The organism is Serratia sp. JKS296 (assembly GCF_900215445.1).
Lineage (GTDB): Bacteria > Pseudomonadota > Gammaproteobacteria > Enterobacterales > Enterobacteriaceae > Serratia > Serratia marcescens.
The window spans coordinates 3,854,641-3,875,036 of the sequence record NZ_OCMX01000001.1; the positions used below are offsets into that span (position 1 = coordinate 3,854,641).

At 60.0% G+C, this 20,396-nt stretch carries 22 protein-coding genes, 1 tRNA gene and 1 pseudogene; 13 read left to right on the plus strand and 11 right to left on the minus strand.

Annotated features, from left to right (window positions below):
- Positions 1-536: 536 nt before the first annotated feature.
- The 3 genes from CRO23_RS18525 to CRO23_RS25120 form a co-directional block, all read right to left on the minus strand.
- Positions 537-1,088 (minus strand): flavodoxin family protein, encoded by a 552-nt coding sequence (locus CRO23_RS18525; protein WP_004940045.1) that lies wholly within the window; start codon positions 1,086-1,088, stop codon positions 537-539.
- Positions 1,089-1,412: 324 nt separating this feature from the next.
- Positions 1,413-2,945 carry a glycosyltransferase family 39 protein gene (locus CRO23_RS18530; protein ID WP_016928794.1) on the minus strand — a complete coding sequence of 511 codons (1,533 nt, stop codon included), beginning with the start codon at positions 2,943-2,945 and terminating at the stop codon, positions 1,413-1,415.
- Between the two features lie 125 nt (positions 2,946-3,070).
- A complete protein-coding gene (locus CRO23_RS25120; RefSeq protein WP_016928795.1) occupies positions 3,071-3,214 on the minus strand; it encodes a hypothetical protein in 144 nt (47 codons plus the stop codon).
- Between the two features lie 355 nt (positions 3,215-3,569).
- Here CRO23_RS25120 and CRO23_RS18535 point away from each other — a divergent pair, with 355 nt between their 5' ends.
- Together CRO23_RS18535 and CRO23_RS25335 are read left to right on the plus strand one after the other, a co-directional pair.
- A complete protein-coding gene (locus CRO23_RS18535) occupies positions 3,570-3,881 on the plus strand; it encodes a MoaF-related domain-containing protein (RefSeq protein WP_016928796.1) in 312 nt (103 codons plus the stop codon).
- A 188-nt stretch (positions 3,882-4,069) separates the two neighbouring features.
- Positions 4,070-4,305: pseudogene (locus CRO23_RS25335) on the plus strand (tyrosine-type recombinase/integrase); the annotation flags it as partial.
- Positions 4,306-4,326: 21 nt separating this feature from the next.
- Here the strand turns inward: CRO23_RS25335 and CRO23_RS18545 are convergent.
- A tRNA-Arg gene (locus CRO23_RS18545) sits at positions 4,327-4,403 on the minus strand.
- Between the two features lie 412 nt (positions 4,404-4,815).
- On the minus strand, positions 4,816-5,025 hold the full coding sequence (locus CRO23_RS18550; RefSeq protein ID WP_049299650.1) for a hypothetical protein: 210 nt from the start codon (positions 5,023-5,025) through the stop codon (positions 4,816-4,818).
- 205 nt (positions 5,026-5,230) lie between these two features.
- On the opposite strand from CRO23_RS18550, the gene folD reads away from it, so the two are divergent.
- Both folD and ybcJ read left to right on the plus strand, forming a co-directional pair.
- Positions 5,231-6,097, plus strand: coding sequence for a bifunctional methylenetetrahydrofolate dehydrogenase/methenyltetrahydrofolate cyclohydrolase FolD (gene folD / locus CRO23_RS18555; RefSeq protein ID WP_016928798.1), 867 nt, complete (start codon positions 5,231-5,233; stop codon positions 6,095-6,097).
- 10 nt (positions 6,098-6,107) lie between these two features.
- Positions 6,108-6,320 (plus strand): ribosome-associated protein YbcJ, encoded by a 213-nt coding sequence (gene ybcJ, locus CRO23_RS18560; RefSeq protein WP_097102624.1) that lies wholly within the window; start codon positions 6,108-6,110, stop codon positions 6,318-6,320.
- A 60-nt stretch (positions 6,321-6,380) separates the two neighbouring features.
- Here the strand turns inward: ybcJ and cysS are convergent, their stop codons facing one another.
- Complete coding sequence (cysS, locus tag CRO23_RS18565) at positions 6,381-7,766, minus strand: cysteine--tRNA ligase (RefSeq protein WP_097102626.1); 1,386 nt, start codon at positions 7,764-7,766, stop codon at positions 6,381-6,383.
- Between the two features lie 309 nt (positions 7,767-8,075).
- Here cysS and ppiB point away from each other — a divergent pair, with 309 nt between their 5' ends.
- The 4 genes from ppiB (at position 8,076) to purK (ending at position 11,041) form a co-directional block, all read left to right on the plus strand.
- On the plus strand, positions 8,076-8,570 hold the full coding sequence (gene ppiB, locus CRO23_RS18570) for a peptidylprolyl isomerase B (RefSeq protein WP_016928800.1): 495 nt from the start codon (positions 8,076-8,078) through the stop codon (positions 8,568-8,570).
- 10 nt (positions 8,571-8,580) lie between these two features.
- Positions 8,581-9,303, plus strand: a complete 723-nt coding sequence (locus tag CRO23_RS18575; protein ID WP_049299651.1) for a UDP-2,3-diacylglucosamine diphosphatase — start codon at positions 8,581-8,583, stop codon at positions 9,301-9,303.
- A gap of 149 nt (positions 9,304-9,452) precedes the next feature.
- On the plus strand, positions 9,453-9,977 hold the full coding sequence (gene purE / locus CRO23_RS18580; protein WP_016928802.1) for a 5-(carboxyamino)imidazole ribonucleotide mutase: 525 nt from the start codon (positions 9,453-9,455) through the stop codon (positions 9,975-9,977).
- On the plus strand, positions 9,974-11,041 hold the full coding sequence (gene purK, locus CRO23_RS18585) for a 5-(carboxyamino)imidazole ribonucleotide synthase (protein WP_016928803.1): 1,068 nt from the start codon (positions 9,974-9,976) through the stop codon (positions 11,039-11,041). The genes purE and purK overlap by 4 nt, the downstream gene beginning before the upstream one ends.
- Positions 11,042-11,119: 78 nt before the next feature.
- Here the strand turns inward: purK and CRO23_RS18590 are convergent, their stop codons facing one another.
- The 3 genes from CRO23_RS18590 to ybbA form a co-directional block, all read right to left on the minus strand.
- Positions 11,120-11,419: a hypothetical protein gene (locus CRO23_RS18590; RefSeq protein WP_016928804.1), complete on the minus strand. Its 300-nt coding sequence runs from the start codon at positions 11,417-11,419 to the stop codon at positions 11,120-11,122.
- Positions 11,420-11,548: 129 nt separating this feature from the next.
- Positions 11,549-13,981, minus strand: a complete 2,433-nt coding sequence (ybbP, locus tag CRO23_RS18595; protein WP_097102628.1) for a putative ABC transporter permease subunit YbbP — start codon at positions 13,979-13,981, stop codon at positions 11,549-11,551.
- Positions 13,978-14,664: a putative ABC transporter ATP-binding protein YbbA gene (ybbA, locus tag CRO23_RS18600; RefSeq protein ID WP_004940192.1), complete on the minus strand. Its 687-nt coding sequence runs from the start codon at positions 14,662-14,664 to the stop codon at positions 13,978-13,980. Before ybbA ends, ybbP begins: the two co-directional genes overlap by 4 nt.
- Between ybbA and tesA the strand changes: the two genes are divergently transcribed.
- The 3 genes from tesA (at position 14,635) to CRO23_RS18615 (ending at position 17,008) form a co-directional block, all read left to right on the plus strand.
- A complete protein-coding gene (gene tesA / locus CRO23_RS18605; protein ID WP_161545168.1) occupies positions 14,635-15,273 on the plus strand; it encodes a multifunctional acyl-CoA thioesterase I/protease I/lysophospholipase L1 in 639 nt (212 codons plus the stop codon). The two genes, ybbA and tesA, sit on opposite strands and share 30 nt — an antisense overlap.
- Positions 15,274-15,299: 26 nt before the next feature.
- Positions 15,300-16,076, plus strand: coding sequence for an SDR family oxidoreductase (locus CRO23_RS18610; RefSeq protein WP_097102630.1), 777 nt, complete (start codon positions 15,300-15,302; stop codon positions 16,074-16,076).
- Positions 16,077-16,153: 77 nt separating this feature from the next.
- Positions 16,154-17,008, plus strand: a complete 855-nt coding sequence (locus tag CRO23_RS18615) for a co-chaperone YbbN (RefSeq protein WP_025160052.1) — start codon at positions 16,154-16,156, stop codon at positions 17,006-17,008.
- 114 nt (positions 17,009-17,122) lie between these two features.
- Here CRO23_RS18615 and cfa read toward each other — a convergent pair whose 3' ends face one another.
- Complete coding sequence (gene cfa / locus CRO23_RS18620) at positions 17,123-18,274, minus strand: cyclopropane fatty acyl phospholipid synthase (RefSeq protein ID WP_048795093.1); 1,152 nt, start codon at positions 18,272-18,274, stop codon at positions 17,123-17,125.
- Between the two features lie 325 nt (positions 18,275-18,599).
- On the opposite strand from cfa, the gene CRO23_RS18625 reads away from it, so the two are divergent.
- Together CRO23_RS18625 and CRO23_RS18630 are read left to right on the plus strand one after the other, a co-directional pair.
- Positions 18,600-19,505: an SPFH domain-containing protein gene (locus CRO23_RS18625; protein WP_004940203.1), complete on the plus strand. Its 906-nt coding sequence runs from the start codon at positions 18,600-18,602 to the stop codon at positions 19,503-19,505.
- A 2-nt stretch (positions 19,506-19,507) separates the two neighbouring features.
- On the plus strand, positions 19,508-19,969 hold the full coding sequence (locus tag CRO23_RS18630; RefSeq protein WP_016928811.1) for an NfeD family protein: 462 nt from the start codon (positions 19,508-19,510) through the stop codon (positions 19,967-19,969).
- Here the strand turns inward: CRO23_RS18630 and cueR are convergent.
- Positions 19,966-20,367, minus strand: a complete 402-nt coding sequence (gene cueR / locus CRO23_RS18635; protein WP_015376888.1) for a Cu(I)-responsive transcriptional regulator — start codon at positions 20,365-20,367, stop codon at positions 19,966-19,968. The genes CRO23_RS18630 and cueR overlap by 4 nt on opposite strands.
- Between the last annotated feature and the right edge of the window lie 29 nt (positions 20,368-20,396).

Sequence of the window (20,396 nt, forward strand, 5' to 3'; positions counted from 1 at the left end):
AAGCCAGACAAATCAATAATAAAAAACATTAACATTTAATTAACAGACTTTTCTTAGCCTGAGGCGGCCGCGGCGGGCCCCCCCCGCATAGCGTCAGCAAATAATACCTACTCTGCTGTCAGCATAGCGCATGGCGTAATAGGCCGCCGACAGCGTTAATTACATTAATAAGTTTATGGTTATTGGTCATTAAATGATGTTTGAATCACTGCGCGATTATTTTCCTGCAACTGGGCCGCCTGTGCAATAACAACCCAAAAAAAGCCCGCATGAAGCGGGCTTGCTTGAACAACAGCAAATCGACAGTTACGACACGGCCATGCATTGCATGACCATGCTGACGCGCAGTATAGCGGCGAAAGCTTAAGCACACCTTAGCAACAAAAAACCCGGCCTAGGAACCGGGAATATTTGTACGAAATGCAGTGTTAGCCCAAGCAGGCTAATAACATTTCACAGATTACACGCCAATTGTGCAGAGAAAATGAACGCGGCATCCGTTCAACCGCACCGCCGTCCCATCTACGCGATAGGTCTTACGCCAGTTTGGCGGCAAAGCCCGCCACGCGCTGACCATAGAGCTTGGCGGTCGCCAGATCGCCCGACAGCATCTCATCCACGCCGGCATCCGCCGGGGTCTGCACCAGCAGCCCCACCGAACCGCCCAGGTTATTGACGTCGGTGCGCTGCGCCGATTTGGTGTTGGCCGGCAGCAGCCCCAGGCTGACCCACAGGCCGCCATGTTGCGAAGCCAGCGTCTGCAGTGCGATCAGCGTCACCTGCTTGTCGCCGTTCAGGCTGGCGCTGTTGGTAAAGCCGCCGAACACTTTGTCTTGCCACTTGCGGCCGAACCAGGCTTTGGAGCTGGCGTCGGCGAATTTCTTGAACTGCCAGGATGGGCCGCCCATATAGGTCGGCGAGCCAAAGATGATGGCGTCCGCCTCATCCAGCGTCTGCCAGGCTTCGTCGCTGATATCGCCGTTCTGATCGATGGCGATCAATTCCGCCCCGGCGCCTTCCGCCACCACTTTCGCCAAACGCTCGGTATGGCCGTAGCCGGAATGAAACACCACTACTGTCTTCGCCATAGAAATTCTCCACTCATTGCACAAAGGCGCCGACGGCGCCCCTCTCGCGTTCAATCTAATCAAGCGCGCAGCGACTGAATACCGAATAAAACTGACGGTGTTATTCAAAAAAATCGCGTTACCCCGCCAGGCATGCGCAGATAAAAAAAATCCCGCACAAGGCGGGATAAACTTAACAGGGATGGGGTAATACACTACAGGGAATGGATAACACACAACATCATCGGGTAGAGCTACAGTACCAATCTCAATGTATAGAACTGTCATCCCCGCGTAAGTTTGCTCAGCCAGATGTAACGCCGAATGGGAAATATGACATTTTACTCAACGCACCACGAACAGGCGCGACTCAAAACCGCCGCTCTTGAAGGTAGCGGTGTTGACCCAACCCGGCGGCGAACGGCCGAAGTCCTGGTTGAAATCGCCGCCGCTGACCAGCCAAATCCGGCGATGGCCTTTCGATAAGGCGCTGAGCTTATCGACGTAGGTCTGCGCCGCCCGATCGTGGAAAAAGGTACCGAAACCATAGGCATTGGGCTTACCCGAGATGCCGTTGGGCCTGGCCGGCGTGTACAGCAAGGCGCGATAACCCTTCTTGTTGTAATACACATAACTCAGGTAGTTGAACATGTTGCTGACCACCACCGCATCGTTGAGCTGATAGTGGCTGTTGATGTAGTGCACCATCACCTTGAACTCATCTTTCTCGACCGGGTAATCGTTACGCACACCGCAACCGAACAACAAACTGAAGAACAGCAGCAAAGAGATCCCGCGCACTCGGCTTTTCGTTCTGGCGATCAGCACACCCAACACCAACGGGATGCCGAGCGCGGCTGAATAGAGGTAGCGATCGACAAACAGCGGCGAGCGCCAGGAAATGGCGAAGACCAGCGTCACCGGGATCAGAATCCCGCCAAGCAACAACAGAGAGAATGTTCTCGGCGTCTCCCGCCGCCACAGCAGCAATGAACACAACGCGACAAACATCGCCGGCAACAGCCAGAGAATGGCCATGGGATAGTTGCTGCCATCATGCCCAGTGAGAAAACGCCAATACATCGCGGGCAGATCGCCCCAGGAAACCCGAGGGATCCAACCGACGTCGCCGCCGACCCGCAGTTCGGCGATATGCGCCAGCAGATTGAACAGCGCCAGCAGCCAGGGAATGTAGGCCATCCCGATCGCCGCATTGGCCAACCACCACGCCGGCCGTTTGATGTAACGTTCGCCTTCGCGGCGGCACGACAGCGCCAGCAGCACCATCCAGTGAGCGATCAGCGTGAAAATCGTGAAGTAATGGGTATAAAAGCTTAGCGTCATCACTAACGCATACAGCGCCAGATAACGGCGGTTATCCGGCGTTTTCAGCCACTTCGCCAACGCCATGGCGGCGGCGATCGCCAGCAGCCCCATCAGCGCATACATGCGCGCCTCCTGGCTGTAGCGCACCGCCATCGGCATGATCGCCATCAGCCATCCCGCGATCAGCGCCGCCCGCTCATTGGCCAGCCAACGGGTAAAGCGCATCGCCAGCGCCACCGTCATCACGCCGAACACCAGACTCAGCGAGCGGGCCGCCAGAATGCCGTCGCCAAACAGCGCCATCCAGCCATGCAGCAGCAGGTAATAAAACGGCGGGTGAACATCGAAGGAAGCGTGATAGAGCAAAGCGCCCACATCGTAACGGCTGGTCAGCACGCTGGAGGCTTCATCGCACCAAAAATACCTGTCCGTTAAGGAAATAGACCGTACGAGCGCCGAAAACGCCACGATCGCCAACGCATAATGTTTGTAACCGATGCCCTTTAAGCCGTTGTTGCTCAAAGAAACATTCGATGCCTGCTGCAGTGACATAACCGCATTCCGCCCAAAAGAACCACACAATGTGGAGACGCAGCGTCATCATTGCCGACGGCGGGTAAATGGCGGGTAAATCAGTGCGAAAAATTCGGCGCAGTCCCCTTCAGGCCGCACGGCCCTCAGCGAATTTCAACGCTGATATCCGGGTAGGCCTTCTCGCCGTCGCTGAGGTAATGCCCCAGTGCCCGATATGCCATAACGTACAGCACGGCGGCGGCGCACAGGCACAGCAAGGTCACGAGCAGGAATCTGGATTTGCGCACGATAGGCTCCATGGGGAAATTTTCACCTATTGTAGCGTGACAAACTAAACGAAGGTTCAATGCCGCTTGCCGTTTCCTGTGACCGCGTTCGGTGCCTGGCAAGACCCGTCACTTAAACCCCACTGTCCCCGCAGTGAACAGTAACCAGCCGCCCGTCCTCTTTATGAACAAAAAGAGAAAAGTGAATTGCCCGCCGGTCCCTTTTTCCACCGATGCGCCCTCTCTACTATTTATTGGCCCTATCCAGCCGCTTAACGCTCAGTTGGCTGACCTCACTCCCGTCTTAGGCACGAGTGATTCGGGATAGCAGCGTGCTTCACCGCCGCTTTTACGACACATTAAAGGAGTTGCGACAATGGCTGTAAAATTTCCTTATGCCGGTCAATCTTTTACCATCAAGATGGACAATGGTCTCGAAGTTAAAAACGCCTACCATGCCAGTGAAAACACCATTACCGTTGAGTTTCTAAACGGAGAACTTCGCGGAACCATTATGAATGTGCCTTTCCAGTGGCGTTCATTGGCTGACGGCTATTTCATGATTTCCTGGCAAGAGTCCGATAAAAATACCGTTGTTCACTGCGATAATTTCGAAAAAAACATTTCTTATGCTTACTACACAACGATGAGTGGAGATTTTTACGTAATGGAAGGGAAAATGATTTAATTTACTTCAGCGCCTTTAATCCTTTACGCATATTAATTGCCGCTCTATCAAATAGCCTATCCTTTAGCGTGGCCATTTTTATGACTTTCTCATATCGCTCCCACATGACGCAAAAAACGGCCGCAGCCGTTTTTTAAATCAAGCCGTCAGGATAATCCCCAGAGTTGGGGCATTTCTTCAACATGTAGATAACTGATTTCCGCTTTCACGATCTGCGGCATACGTGGGCAAGCTGGTTGGTTCAGGCAGCGCCCCGCTTTCGGCACTGCACGAAATGGGCAGCTGGGAGAGCATAGAAATGGTTCAGCGCTATGCTCACCTATCCCCAACCCATCTAACCGAACATGCGAGAAAAACTGACGAAGTCTTGGCGGGCAATGTCACTAATCTGGCACTTTTGGAAAATCTTGCAGTGGGAGAATGAGCCTAACTCATTGATACTTAATGGCACGCCCTATAGGATTCGAACCTATGACCTACGGCTTAGAAGGCCGTTGCTCTATCCAACTGAGCTAAGGGCGCATTGAGATGCGGCAACCTGCGGCTGCGGGTTGGGATTATACGGTCAGAGGTTAGCGAGTCAATGCCTTTTCATGACGTTACGACGGCGGCCGTGCTTTATGGCGTTTTTTCCGCCAGCGCCCGCGCGGCGAGGGTTCTCGTCAACCGGCGCCGTTATGCTGAACCAGGGCAACACCTACGTAAATCGGCGTGCGCTCAGCCTCTTGCCGCCCACCGCCCCGCCGCAGACAAAGGCGCGTAGACTGCACCACTGCGGCAATGTCCCCCCAATCGGCATGCTCAATCACCCGTGTGTTGCAAGTCGCCGTCACGCTTTCAACCCATGCGGCGTCAGGGCGCGCGCTGTTTAAAGAAGCCTGGCTCCATGGCGCCCAAAGCAGCCATAGCGTGCAGCCTACCCATGCGCAGCCGTTCATGCGCACAACTTCCGCCACAGCGCGCTCAGGCGTACCCGCCACGACGGCGCCGCTTCGCGCCGGCCGAGCTGATGCAACGCCGTCAGCTGCGTGCCGTCCGCCGGGTGCAGCGAAGAATCGAACACCGTCTCCCCCACATGTTTGGGCTGCGCCGGTTGCTCGCCAGGCTGATGATGCAACGGATAAAGCCGGGTTATCGCTCTCATGATCCTGCCCTCTTTCGCCCTGTATATGGCCCCAGCGTATGCAAATGCCGGTAAAAATGGCGTAGAGGTTCCTGAAGTCGGCATAAAAAAAGCGTAAATCGGTCTCGCTAACGGCGGCGAGGGTGATTCTGCGCCTGACAGCGCGCTCAGCTTCTGACAGAATAGCGGCATCCCCGCTTTTCTTAATTGATGGATTTCCACACTGATGTCAGCAAAGATTATTGATGGTAAAACGATTGCGCAGCAGGTTAGAAACGAAGTGGCTGAGCAAGTGAAACAACGTCTGGCGGCCGGCAAGCGCGCCCCAGGGCTGGCGGTTGTGCTGGTCGGCGAGAATCCGGCTTCGCAAATTTACGTCGCCAGCAAGCGCCGCGCCTGCGATGAAGTCGGCTTCCTCTCCCGCTCCTACGACCTGCCCGCTGCCACCAGTGAAGCCGAGCTGTTGGCGTTGATCGACCAGCTGAACGCCGACGCGGAAATCGACGGCATTCTGGTGCAGCTGCCGCTGCCGGCCGGCATCGATAACGTCAAGGTGCTGGAGCGCATCCATCCGGACAAAGACGTCGACGGCTTCCACCCCTACAACGTCGGTCGCCTGTGCCAACGCGCACCCAAGCTGCGCCCGTGCACGCCGCGCGGCATCGTCACCCTGCTGGAGCGTTATAACATCGATACCTACGGCCTGAACGCTGTGGTGGTCGGCGCCTCCAACATCGTCGGCCGCCCGATGAGCATGGAGCTGCTGCTGGCCGGTTGCACCACCACCGTCACCCACCGTTTCACCAAAAATCTGCGTCACCACGTCGAGAACGCCGATCTGCTGGTGGTGGCGGTTGGCAAACCGGGCTTCATCCCGGGCGACTGGATCAAACCGGGCGCCATCGTAGTGGACGTCGGCATCAACCGTCTGGAAAGCGGTAAAGTGGTGGGCGATGTCGACTTCGACGCCGCCAGCGAGCGCGCCGCCTACATCACCCCGGTGCCGGGTGGCGTTGGCCCGATGACCGTGGCTACACTGATCCAAAATACCTTGCAGGCCTGCGAGGAATATCACGACGTTCAACCTAAATAAGTAAGGCAGTATGGAAATTTTCAATCTGGACAATCATCCCCATGTCGAACTGTGCGATCTGCTGAAGTTCCAGGGCTGGTGTGAAAGCGGCGGCGCCGCCAAAGAAGTCATCGCCGAAGGGCTGGTGAAAGTCGACGGCAAGGTCGAAACCCGCAAGCGCTGCAAGATCAGCGCCGATCAGGTGGTAGAGTTCAACGGCGGCAAGGTCATGGTTAAACCCTAACCCGCAGCCATAGAAAAAGGCGCTGAATTCAGCGCCTTTTTTGTTTTCACTTCGGCCGGCTTACTTACGGCGCCAGGTGGTGCCCTGCGGGCCGTCTTCCAGCACGATGTTCATCTCGTTCAACCGATCGCGAGCGGCATCCGCCAGCGCCCAGTCCTTGGCGGCGCGCGCTTCGTTACGCTGTTTGATCAGCGCTTCAATCTCCGCCACTTCGCCGTCGTCAACCTGTGCGCCCCCTTGCAGGAACTGCTCCGGCTCCTGCTGCAGCAGGCCGAGCACTTTCGCCAGCTTGCGCAGTTCCGCCGCCATGCCGTTGGCCGCCGCCATGTCTTCGCTCTTCAGGCGGTTAACCTCACGGGCCAGATCGAACAGCGCCGAGTAGGCTTCCGGAGTGTTGAAGTCGTCGTCCATCGCTTCGCGGAAGCGGGCTTCGAACGCTTCGCCGCCGGCCGGCACGGCATCGGCGTCGGTGCCACGCAGCGCGGTATAGAGGCGCTTCAGCGCGGTGCGCGCCTGCTTGAGGTTCTCTTCGCTGTAGTTCAGCTGGCTGCGATAGTGGCCGGACATCAGGAAGTAACGCACCGTCTCCGCATCGTAATGGCCGAGCACGTCGCGGATGGTGAAGAAGTTATCGAGCGATTTGGACATCTTCTCTTTGTCGATCATCACCATGCCGGAGTGCATCCAGTAATTGACGTACGGGCCATCGTGGGCGCAGCTCGACTGCGCGATCTCGTTCTCGTGGTGCGGGAACATCAGATCGGAACCGCCGCCGTGGATGTCGAAGTGGGTGCCCAGCTGTTTGCAGTTCATGGCGGAGCATTCGATGTGCCAGCCCGGACGGCCCGGCCCCCACGGCGACTGCCAGCTCGGCTCGCCCGGCTTGGACATTTTCCACAGCACGAAGTCCATCGGGTTGCGCTTCACGTCGTCGATCTCCACGCGCGCGCCGGCCTGCAGCTGATCCAGATCCTGACGCGACAGCAGGCCGTATTGCGGATCGCTGTCGATGGAGAACATCACGTCGCCGTTGCTGGCCACGTAAGCGTGATCGCGATCGATAAGACGCTGCGTGATCTCGATGATCTCGGCGATGTGCTGGGTCGCGCGCGGCTCTTGATCTGGACGATCGATCAGCAGCGCGTCGAAGTCGGCGTGCATTTCCGCCAGCATGCGTTCGGTCAGTTGGTCGCAAGTCTCATGATTTTCCGCCGCGCGGCGAATGATTTTGTCGTCTACGTCGGTGACGTTGCGCACGTAGTTCAGCGAATAGCCGAGATAGCGCAGATAACGCGCCACCACGTCGAAAGCGACAAAGGTACGACCGTGGCCGATGTGACACAGGTCATAGATGGTTACCCCGCACACGTACATGCCCACTTTCCCGGCATGAATGGGTTTGAATTCCTCTTTTTGACGACTCAGGGTATTAAAAATCTTTAGCATCGGGAGATTCCGTGGTGTGCGTGATAACAAAAAAGATAACCGGGCTTCAGGTTTTACGCCCGGTAGCGTATTGAAACCTGAAGCCTGATCTATTGCAAGGTTAAGGCCAAGCTTTGCTGATTTCACGCGAAGAAAACGCGTAAAATCCGGCCGTCGGCATTATTGTTATAATATAACAATAAAGCAATTACCACAGACAGTGCGCGGTTGACCCGCTGCTGACTCGCCGGGGCGGATATGTTATAAGGGCGGTCTGAATGTTCACTCGCTTTACGTGGCGTCTCACTTCATCTTGTTAGGATTAAAACTATGGTTACTTTCCACACCAATCACGGCGATATCGTCATCAAGACCTTTGCTGACAAAGCGCCGGTTACCGTTGAAAACTTCCTGAACTACTGCCGCGCCGGTTTCTACGACAACACCATCTTCCACCGTGTGATCAACGGCTTCATGATCCAGGGCGGCGGTTTCGAGCCGGGCATGAACCAGAAAGCGACCAATGCGGCTATCAAGAACGAAGCCAACAACGGTCTGAAAAACACCATCGGCACCCTGGCAATGGCGCGTACCAACGATCCGCACTCCGCCACCGCACAGTTCTTCATCAACGTGGCTGACAACGACTTCCTGAACTTCCGCGGCGAAAACGTGCAGGGCTGGGGCTACTGCGTGTTCGCTGAAGTGGTTGAAGGCATGGACGTGGTCAATAAGATCAAAGGCGTGAAAACTGGCCGCAGCGGCATGCACCAGGACGTACCGGTAGAAGACGTCGTCATCAACAGCGTGACCGTCAGCGAGTAATCGCGGCTGCATGAGTACGCTGTTCATCGCAGATCTGCACTTGTGCGCACAGGAACCGGCAATCACTGCCGGTTTTCTGCGTTTTTTACGGCGCGAAGCGATGCACGCCGACGCGCTGTACATCCTCGGCGACCTGTTTGAGGCCTGGATCGGCGACGACGATCCCGAGCCGCTGCACGCGGAGATCGCCGCGGCGCTGAAAGCGCTGCAACAGGCCGGCGTGCCCTGCTATTTCATCCACGGCAACCGCGATTTTCTGCTCGGCAAGCGCTTCGCCCGCGCCAGCGGCATGCAGCTGCTGCCGGAAGAGAAAGTGCTGGAGCTGTACGGCCGCAGGATCCTGATCCTGCACGGCGACACCCTGTGCACCGACGATCAAGCCTATCAGCAATTCCGCCGTAAAGTGCACAACCCGCTGATTCAAAAACTGTTCCTCGCGCTGCCGCTGCGCTGGCGACTGAAGATCGCCGCCAACATGCGCGCCCGCAGCCAGCAATCCAACCAAGGCAAGTCGGACGCCATCATGGACGTCAACCCGCAGGCGGTCGAGCAAACGATGCTGCGCCACGACGTGCACTGGATGATCCACGGCCATACCCATCGCCCGGCGGTGCACCGGCTGGCGCTGAGCAATGGCGAAGCCCATCGTGCGGTGCTGGGCGCCTGGCACGTCGAAGGATCGATGATCAAAGTCAGCGCCGACGCCGTCGAGCTGATCTCATTCCCATTCTGAATTCCGCACTGGCGCGAGAGTGAAAATTCGCGCTTTCGACGGTGAAAACCGGCGACGCAACCGTTTTCCTCGCCGTGCGCTCATGGTATGCTCTACGCCCTCATTCGGCCCTCAGCCGACGCCAGACAAATCACAGGAGCCTTACACCCATGGGAGCCAACGCCGCTTCAGCCGCCAATACCGGGGCGAAAATCGCAATTGTAATGGGATCGAAAAGTGACTGGGCCACCATGCAGTTCGCTGCCGAAGTCCTGACCCAGCTCGACGTCCCCTTCCATGTCGAAGTCGTTTCCGCTCACCGCACGCCGGACAAGCTGTTCAGCTTCGCCGAGCAGGCTGCCGCCAACGGCTTTGACGTGATCATCGCTGGCGCCGGCGGTGCGGCGCATCTGCCGGGCATGCTGGCGGCGAAAACCCTGGTGCCGGTGTTGGGCGTGCCGGTGCAAAGCGCCGCGCTGAGCGGCGTGGACAGCCTCTACTCCATCGTGCAGATGCCGCGCGGCATTCCGGTGGGCACGCTGGCGATCGGCAAAGCCGGCGCCGCCAACGCCGGGCTGCTGGCGATGCAGATCCTGGCGCTGCACGACGCCGCGCTGGCGCAGCGTTTGGCGGACTGGCGTCAGGCGCAGACCGAAGACGTTTTGAACCACCCCGATCCGCGGGAGGACGCATGAAGCCGGTTTGCGTACTGGGCAACGGCCAACTGGGGCGCATGCTGCGCCAGGCCGGCGAACCGCTGGGCATCGCCGTCTACCCTGTCGGCATCGATGCCGAACCTGAAGCGGTGCCGTATCAGAACAGCGTCATTACCGCCGAGATAGAACGCTGGCCGGAAACCGCGCTGACGCGCGAGCTGGCGACCCACAGCGCCTTCGTCAACCGCGACATCTTCCCGCGTCTGGCGGATCGCCTGACGCAAAAACAGCTGCTCGACCAGCTCGGCCTGGCGACCGCGCCGTGGCAGCTGCTGGCGAGCGCCGCCGAATGGCCGCAGGTATTCGCTGCGCTGGGCGAACTGGCGATCGTCAAACGCCGGGTCGGCGGCTATGACGGCCGCGGCCAATGGCGCTTGCGTCCGGGCCAGGAAGCCGAACTGCCGGCCGACGCCTATGGCGAGTGCATCGTCGAGCAAGGCATCAATTTCTCCGGCGAAGTGTCGCTGGTGGGCGCGCGCGGCCACGACGGCCGTTCGGTATTCTACCCGCTGACCCATAACCTGCATGAAGACGGCATCCTGCGCGCCAGCGTGGCGCTGCCGCAGCCCAATCCAGCGCTGCAGCAACAGGCCGAGCAGATGCTGGCGGCGATCCTGAACGAGCTGAACTATGTCGGCGTGATGGCGATGGAGTGCTTTATCGTCGGCGATCGGCTGCTGATCAACGAACTGGCGCCGCGCGTGCACAACAGCGGCCACTGGACGCAAAACGGCGCCTCCATCAGCCAGTTCGAGCTGCACCTGCGCGCCATCCTCGGCCTGCCGCTGCCGCAGCCGGTGGTGAGCACGCCGTCGGTGATGGTCAACCTGATCGGCACCGCCGTCAACGAACAGTGGCTGTCGCTGCCGCTGGTGCATCTGCACTGGTATGAGAAAGAGGTGCGCCCGGGCCGCAAGGTCGGCCACCTCAATCTGAACGACCCGAGCGCCGCCGATCTGCGCCAGGCGCTGCAGGCGCTGGCGCCGCTGCTGCCGGGCGAATACCAAAGCGGGCTGGCCTGGGCGCAGCAGAAGCTGGCCTAAGGCTCACGCCGCCGAAAGTAAAAGGGGTTAGCCCAAGGCTAACCCCTTTTTTATGACGACAATTTTAAACCGCTGCGCTTAATCAGAAAAAATATTCTTATTTTTCCTCAGCATACTTCTTATCATCAGATTCACACCCAAAAAACCGCTGATGCCATATCCAAGCGCTGTGACGATATGATTGCGCAAGAAAGGGTAATTAAGGGTCAGATCGTTAGCGATAAGAATCGAAAACCACGGCAACAATGCAACCAGCAATATGCCCGTTCCGTTAAAGAATCCCGCTGAAGCAAGGCCACGCTGCCAACGTCCGAGACGTTCGCGCAAAGGCAAATTTTTTAATTCCGGGATACTTTTAAGTGACCAGTAGATTTTCATTCCCTTCGTTCCTGGTGGTAACCCGCAGATAACACATTATAAAACACGAAAATAATACAGTTTAAAGACGACGCCTCTCTTTTCTGCCAAGCCGGGTGCTTATCACATCCGGCGTTATAAATAGCCGCATCAACCCTCATAACTGCGGAACAGCGCCTTGCCGCGCAGCAGGCGCACGCCCAGCCAGCCGCCGCACAGCGACAGCAGCAGCGCGCTGGCCAGCGGCAGCGCCCACCACAGCACCGGCGTCGGCGTCCATGGGAAGTCAAACACCCGGCTCTGCAGTAGCCACAGCGCCGCCTCGGCGCCCACCGCCGCCGCGATGCCCGCCACCAGCCCCAGCAAAGCAAACTCGCACCACAGCGTGCGGCGCAGCAGCCGTTTGCCGGCGCCCAGCGTGCGATAGACCACCAGCTCCTGCCGCCGCTGACGCATGCCGACCTGCACCTGCGCCAGCAGCAGCAGGCCGCCGCACAGCACCACCAGCACCACCATCACCTCCAGCGCGCGGCTGACCTGTTGCAGCACGCCGCCGACCTGTTTCAGGATCGCGCCGATGTCCAGCAGGCTGAGCGTCGGGAACTGGCGATTGAGCTGAGTCAGCATCTGGCCGTCGCCGTCGTAGCGAAAGCTGGTGAGCCAGGTCTGCGGCTGGTCGTCCAGCGCGCCCGGCGGGAAGATAAAGTAAAAGTTCGGCTTCAGACTTTCCCAATCCACCTGGCGCAGGCTGGTGACTTTGGCGCTGAACGCCTGGGTATCGCCGCTGAAGGTCAGCGTATCGCCCAGCGTGATCTTCAGCCGCCCGGCGATGCCTTCATCCATCGAAACCTCACCGGTTTTCGGCGGCCAATTGCCCGCCACCAGCGGATTGTGATCCGGCAGATCGGCCAACCAGGTCAGGTTCAGCTCGCGGTTCACCGCCTCGCCGCCCGGATCGTCTTCATGCACCCGCTCGGTCGCCAGCTGCTGGTTTATCTCGGTCAGGCGCACCCGGACGATCGGATAATAGGTTTCCGGCTTGATCTGGTGCTGCTGCAGGAAGGCTTTCACCTGCGGCACCTGTGCCTCGGTCATGTTGAGCAGGAAATAGTTCGGACTGTCCGGCGGCAGCTGTTGCTGCCAGCGTTCGAGCAGATCGCCGCGCAACACCAACAGCAGCGCCAGCAGCATGAACGACAGCGAAAACGCCGCCAGTTGGCTGATGGTCACCCAGGGCTGGTGCAGCAGGCGGTTGACCGCCAGCCGCAGCGCCAGGCTCTTGAGCGTGATGCGGCGCAGCAACAGCAGGCTGCCCCAGCCGATGCCGCCCAGCAGCAGCGCCAGCACCGCCATGCCAGCCAGGATCGCCCACAGCAGCGTGCTGGCCCCCATCAGCGCCACCAACAGCGCCACCACGATCGCCGCCGTCACCGGCAGGAAGTAGCGCAGCGGCCAGACGTTGGCCGTCACGTCGCGGCGCAGCACCCGCAGCGGCTGGGTGGCCAGCAGCTGGCGATACGGCCGCAGCCCGACCAGCAGCGAGATCAGCACCAGCGCGCCGAGCGCCCACAGCCACGGCCAGGCGCCGGCGGCAGGCAACGCAGCCGGTAATACCGGCTTCAGCAGGCGGATCAGCAACGCTTCAAACGCCAGCCCGATCGCCCCGCCGCACGCCGCCGCCAGCGCCATCACCGCCAGCCACTGGCCGACGATCAATTTACGCAGCGCGCCACGCCCGGCGCCGAGGGTTTTCAGCACCGCGATCAGATCGTAACGGCTGCGGCAATAGTGGCTCATCGCCACCGCCACGGCGGCGATCGACAACAGCAGCGTCAGCAGAGCCGACAGCAGCAGGAACTGTTGGGATCGCTGCAGCGACTTGCCGAGCGCGCTGCCGGATTCCTGCAGCCCGAACCAGCGCTGATCCGGCGTCAACTGCGGCGCCAGCCGCTCCTCATAACGCTGAATATCCGGCTCGGCGCCGGCGAACATGTAGCGGTAGGTCAGGCGGCTGCCCGGCTGCACCGCACCGGTCTTCTCGACGTCCGCCAGGTTGATCATGATGCGCGGCGCGGTCTGGAATGGATTGAAGCCGGCGTCCGGCTCCTGAATGATTTCACCGGCGATACGCAGCGTAGTGTCGCCCACCTCCAGCGAATCCCCCACTTTCACGTTCAGCAGCGCCAGCAAACGCGGCGCCACCAGCACGCTGCCCGGTTCGGGCTTGATGTTGGCCGGGCGCGTTTCCAGCTTGCCGTACAGCGGATAGGTCAGATCGGTGGCTTTCACGTCCGCCAGCTGCGGCCGCTCGCCGGCATAGGTCATGGTGGTGAACGACAGCTGGCGGCTCACCTTCAGCCCCTGCTGCTGCGCGTCCAATAGCCAGCCTTCCGGCACCGAATGCGCGCTGCGCAGCACCCGATCGCCGGCGATAAAATCGCGGCTCTGCTGGCTGAGCCCTTTGTCCATGCGATCGCTGATGCTGCCCAGCGCCAGCACGCAGGCGACAGAGAGCGTCAGCGCCAGCCACACGATCAGCAGCGACGGCGAGCGCCATTCGCGCCAGAACCAGCGCCAGATCATGCTTCCTCCCACAGCTTGCCTTCACGCAGCCGCAACCGCCGCTGGCAGCGCGCCGCCAGGGTTTCGTCATGGGTCACCAGGATCAGGGTGGTGTCAAAATCGCGGTTGAGAGAGAACAGCAGGTCGGCGATGCGATCGCCGGTCTGACGATCGAGGTTGCCGGTCGGTTCATCGGCGAACAGCACCCGCGGCCGGCCGCTGAAGGCGCGCGCCAGCGCCACGCGCTGCTGCTCGCCGCCGGACAGCTGCGCCGGCAGGTGATCGAGACGTTTGCCCAGTCCCAGCTGTTCCAGTAACTGCACCGCCTGCTCGCGACTCTGCCTGTCGCTCTCGCCGCGCAGCAGCGCCGGCAGTTGCACGTTCTCCAGCGCGTTCAGCGTCGGCACCAACATGAACGACTGAAACACGAAACCGACGTTCCTGGCGCGCAGCGCGGCGCGGCCTTCTTCGTCCAACGCGGTCAGCGACTCGCCGAGCAAACGCACCTCGCCCTCGCTGCCGTCGTCCAGCCCGGCCAAAATGCCCAGCAAGGTCGATTTCCCCGATCCGGATTCGCCGATCAGGGCGATCGTCTGCGCGGGTTTGACAAGCAGCTCGACTCCGGTAAGGATGGTGAGCTGATGCTCACCCTGACCAACGTGTTTACTAAGATGATGAACTTCAAGAACGTTTTCCGCTGGCATCTTCCCTTCCTTTTGCTGTTGGGATTATTCAGTTTACGCGCTGCCGCCGCCGATACCTTATTGATTTTGGGCGACAGTTTAAGCGCCGGCTATCGCCTGCCGATCGAGCGGGCCTGGCCGACGCTGTTGGCCGAACAGTGGCAGAAAAAACCGGGCGCGCCGCAGCTGGTCAACGCCAGCATCAGCGGCGACACCGCCGCGCAGGGGCTGGCGCGTCTGCCCGCGCTGCTGAAACAGCATCAGCCGCGCTGGGTGCTGATCGAGCTGGGCGCCAACGACGGCCTGCGCGGCTTCCCGGCGCAGGACGTACAGCGCGATCTCGGCCAAATCATCACGCGGGTGCAGCAGGCCGGCGCGCAGCCGCTGCTGATGCAGATCCGCATCCCGCCGAACTACGGCCGCCGCTACACCGAGGCGTTCAGCGCCGTCTACCCGGCGCTGGCCAAGCAGTTCAACATTCCGCTGCTGCCGTTCTATATGGAACAGGTGGTGGTGAAGCCGGAATGGATGCAGGATGACGGATTGCACCCCAATGGGGACGCTCAGCCGTTTATCGCCACCTGGATGGCGGAGCGCCTGGAACCGCTAGTAAAGCATGAGTCTCACTAAATTAGGGTCGTACACTAGGTAAAGTTATGCAAAAAGCGGTATTGATAACCGGCTGTTCCAGCGGGATTGGATTGATTGCGGCGCAGGATCTGCGCAACCGCGGCTACCGGGTGCTGGCCGCCTGCCGTAAGCCGCAGGACGTGGAAAACATGCGCCAGCTGGGGCTGGAAGGCATTGAGCTGGATCTGGACGACAGCGCCAGCGTCGAGCGCGCCGCCGCCGAGGTGATCGCGCTGACCGACGGCCGCCTGTACGGCCTGTTCAATAACGGGGGGTTCGGCGTTTACGGCCCGCTTAGCCGCATTTCGCGCCGCCAGCTGGAGCGGCAGTTCGCCACCAACCTGTTCGGCACCCACCAACTGACCCAGCTGCTGTTGCCGGCGATGTTGCCGCACGGCGAAGGGCGCATCATTCAGACCAGCTCGGTGATGGGGCTGGTCTCCAGCGCCGGGCGCGGCGCCTACGCCGCCAGCAAGTTCGCGCTGGAAGCCTGGTCGGACGCGCTGCGTATGGAGCTGCACGGCAGCGGCATTCAGGTCAGCCTGATCGAACCGGGGCCGATCGCCACCCACTTTAGCCAGAACGTCAACCAGGCGCAGAGCGACAAGCCGGTGCACAATCCCGGCATCGCCAAGCGCCTGACGCTGCCGCCGGAGGCCATTCTGCCCAAACTGCGCCACGCGCTGGAAAGCCCGCGCGCCAAACTGCGCTATCCGGTCACCCTGCTGGCGCACGCGATGAGCGTGCTGCGCCGCATTTTGCCGGGCCGCTGTCTGGATTGGCTGCTGCGCAGCAACGCTTAATTCGCCCGACGGGGTTGAAGAATGGCGGCGCGCCCCCATCTACACCCCATGGCTCCGCACGATCAGAGAGAAAAAAGATGCTAGCTCAAGCTGTTGTTGATATTAACGAAACTAACCTGCACCAGACGCTGGAACAGTCGATGTCCATTCCGGTGCTGTTCTACTTCTGGTCCGAGCGCAGCCAACACTGCCTGCAGCTCACGCCGGTGCTGGACAAGCTGGCGGCGGAATACGCCGGTCAGTTCATTCTGGCCAAGGTGGACTGCGACGCCGAACAGATGATCGCCTCCCAATTCGGGCTGCGTTCCATTCCGACGGTCTACCTGTTTAAAGACGGCCAACCGGTCGACGGCTTCCAGGGCCCGCAGCCGGAAGAAGCGATCCGCGACTTGCTGCAGCGTTTCCTGCCGAAGGAAGAAGATCTGAAACTGGCGCAGGCGCAAGAATTGCTGGCCGCCGGCAACGCCGCCGAAGCGCTGCCGCTGCTGAAAGACGCCTGGCAGAGCAGCCAGCAGCGCAGCGACATCGGCCTGACGCTGGCCGAAACGCAGATCGCCCTCAGCCGCAGCGAAGATGCCGAAGCGGTGCTGGCGACCATCCCGTTGCAGGATCGCGATACGCGCTATCAAGGCCTGGTGGCGCAGATTGAACTGTTGAAACAGGCGGCGGACACGCCGGAAATCCAACAGCTGCAACAGCAGGTGCAGCAGCAGCCGGACAACGTCGAGCTGGCGGTGCAGCTGGCGCTGCAGCTGCATCAGGTCGGGCGTAACGAAGAAGCGTTGGAACTGCTGATGGGGCATCTGAAGAAGGATCTGGCCGCCGCCAACGGCAACGCGCGCAAGACGCTGATGGACATTCTGGCCGCACTCGGCACCGGCGACGCGCTGGCCGCTAAATATCGCCGCCAGCTGTACTCACTGCTGTACTGATACTCGTCATGCTTGAAGCTGCATCCAGGCGGCAAAGGTGAGAAGCCCTGGGAGCTTAGATAACTAAGCGACCAGGGCTCGAACGTGCAGTCAGCTTGAAATATGGCGGGGATATCAGCGATAGACCCGCACCCCGCCCTCCACGCCCGCCGGGCTGAACAACACCTGCCACAGCTGAATGTTGCGCGAACGGAACGCGCCGGCGCAGGCGTTCAGGTAATAAGTGAACATGCGCTCGAAGCGCTCGGAATAACCGCCCGCCAATTCCGGCCACGCCCGTTTGAAATTCTCCAGCCAGGCCATCAGCGTGCGATCGTAATCGGCGCCGAAGTTGTGCCAATCCTCCATCACGAAACGCCCTTCGCTGGCCTCGGCGATATGCCGCACCGAAGGCAGGCAGCCGTTGGGGAAGATGTATTTGTCTATCCAGGCATCGACGTTAAGGTCGGTTTGATTGGAACCGATGGTGTGCAGCAAAAACAGGCCGTCCGGCTTCAGGTTGCGTGCCGCGACGCTGAAATAGGTCTCGTAGTTTTTCGGCCCGACGTGCTCGAACATGCCGACCGACACGATGCGATCGAACTGACGATCCAGATCGCGGTAATCCTGCAGCAAGATCTCGACGTCCAGCCCGGCGCAGCGTGCCTGCGCCAGCTTCTGCTGCTCGGCCGAAATGGTCACGCCGTGCACCGCGACGCCGTAGTTTTGCGCCGCAAACTGCGCCAGCCCGCCCCAGCCGCAGCCGATATCCAGCAGCGTCATGCCCGGTTTCAGCTGCAGCTTCTCGCAGATCATCCGCAGCTTGGCCTGCTGCGCCTGCTCCAGCGTCTGCGCCTCTTTCCAGTAGCCGCAGGAGTATTGCATGTAAGGATCGAGCATCGCCCGGAACAGGTCGTTGCCGATGTCGTAATGCTCTTTGCCCACCTGCCAGGCGCGCTTGCGCGATTGGCGGTTGAACAGCCGGGCATAGGCGATGCGCGCGATGTCGCTCAGGCTTTTCGGCAGGCGCTCATCGACGCCGGCCTGCAGAATGCGGGTAAACAGCATGTCCAGCCGTTCGCATTCCCACCAGCCGTCCATATAGCTCTCGCCGAAGCCGAGCGAGCCTTCCTGCAAAATGCGTTTGAACAGGGCCGGGTTGTGCACCCGAATATCCCAGGCGCGCGGGCCGTTGATGGCGACGCCGGCTTCGGCCAGCATCTCCTCTACAATGCGATACCAGCGGTCTTTCTTCTGGGCGAGTTCATCAACACTGAGCGAATCCATAACAATCCTTGGCCGAAATGTCATTTCAAAAAGCATAGTCGCAAATAAAAATGACAAATTTTTGACGGTAAACACGGGGGTGTTTTTACTCTAGCCACGGCGAGCAACATCATGAAATGAATAAAAATTATTGAAATCATGCCATTTAGGCATACTTATCCGCCAACTGTGCCAGACTTATTTCAATAACGTTTTTCTCCCTGTTCGGAACAGCGGTTCCGCTTATGGCGGAGTCGCCAATGTCCTGGATTAAGTCGCGGTATCGGTAGGCATTTTTCCGGCGCTGACGTAATATCTGTTTACATATGTCTGACAGGAGGTTTGCATGCTTACTTTTATTCCCATCGTGATCGTCGTCGCGCTGATTGTGGTGTTCGCCGGCGTCAAAATTGTGCCGCAGGGGTTCCAATGGACGGTAGAACGCTTCGGCCGCTATACCAAGACGCTGATGCCGGGCCTGAACCTGGTGGTGCCGTTCATGGACCGCATCGGCCGCAAAATCAACATGATGGAGCAGGTGCTGGATATCCCCTCGCAGGAAGTGATTTCCCGCGATAACGCCAACGTCGCCATCGACGCGGTGTGCTTTATCCAGGTGGTCGACCCGGCGCGCGCCGCCTACGAGGTCAGCAACCTCGAACAGGCGATCGTCAACCTGACCATGACCAACTTCCGCACCGTGCTCGGCTCGATGGAGCTGGACGAAATGCTGTCGCAGCGCGACAGCATCAACAGCCGCCTGTTGCACATCGTCGATGAAGCGACCAACCCTTGGGGGGTGAAGATCACCCGTATCGAGATCCGCGACGTGCGGCCGCCGGCGGAGCTGATCGCCTCGATGAACGCCCAGATGAAGGCTGAGCGCACTAAGCGCGCCGACATCCTGGAGGCGGAAGGGGTGCGCCAGGCGGCCATTCTGCGCGCCGAGGGTGAGAAACAATCGCAGATCCTGAAGGCTGAGGGCGAACGTCAGTCGGCGTTCCTGCAGGCGGAAGCGCGTGAGCGCGCCGCCGAGGCCGAGGCGCGCGCCACCCAACTGGTGTCCGACGCCATCGCCAGCGGCAACATTCAGGCGGTGAACTACTTCGTGGCGCAGAAATACACCGATGCGCTGCAGAAGATCGGTTCCTCCAACAACAGCAAAGTGGTGATGATGCCGCTGGACGCCAGCAGCCTGCTCGGCTCGATCGGCGGCATTACCGAACTGCTGAAAGAAAGCAAAGGCAAATAATCATGCTCGAACTGATCGCGGCGAATCCGCTGTGGTTTTGGCTCTCCCTCGGGGGCGTGCTGCTGGCGGCGGAAATGCTCGGCGCCGGCGGCTACCTGCTGTGGAGCGGCGTGGCGGCGCTGTTGGTCGGCGTCCTGATCTGGCTGCTTCCGCAACTTTCCTGGGCGTGGCAAGGCGCGATCTTCGCCGTCCTGACCGTCGTCGTCGCTTACCTGTGGTGGTACTGGCTGCGCCGGCGCCCGGCGGCCGCATCCGGCGGGTCGCCGGTGCTCAACCAGCGCAACCGCCAGCTGATCGGCACCCGCGCCACGTTAACGGAACCGATGCACAACGGCATGGGCCGCATCAATATCGGCGACAGCAGCTGGCGCGCGCAGGCGGCGGAAGATCTGCCTGCCGGCACTGAAGTGGAAGTGGTGGCGGTGGAAGGGGTCACGCTGGTGATCCGCGCCATCAGCCGTTAATTCGAACGACAGCATCCCGCCAGATTATTGATGATGGGGCACTCCGCCCCCTCGTCGCCCGGACATTGTTCCGCCAGCGTCAACAGGCGTTGGCGCATTTCTCCCAGTTCGCTGATGTGCCTTTCGATCTCCGCCACCTTCTGCAGCGTGCGCGCCTTCACGTCGGCGCTGTGGCGGGCCGGATCGTTGAATAACGCCACCAGCTCACGGCACTCGTCCAGGTTGAAGCCCACCTGCCGCGCCTGGCGCAGCAGCGTCAGCTCTTCAACGTGCCTGGCGGAATAATGGCGATAACCGTTATCGCTGCGGATCGGGGCGGTAATCAGCGCTTTCTCCTCGTAAAAACGAATCGTCTTGCTGGTTAACCCGGTCTTTTTCGCGACGTCGCTAATATTCATTTTTTCCTCCGGAATGCTCCTGCTCATCT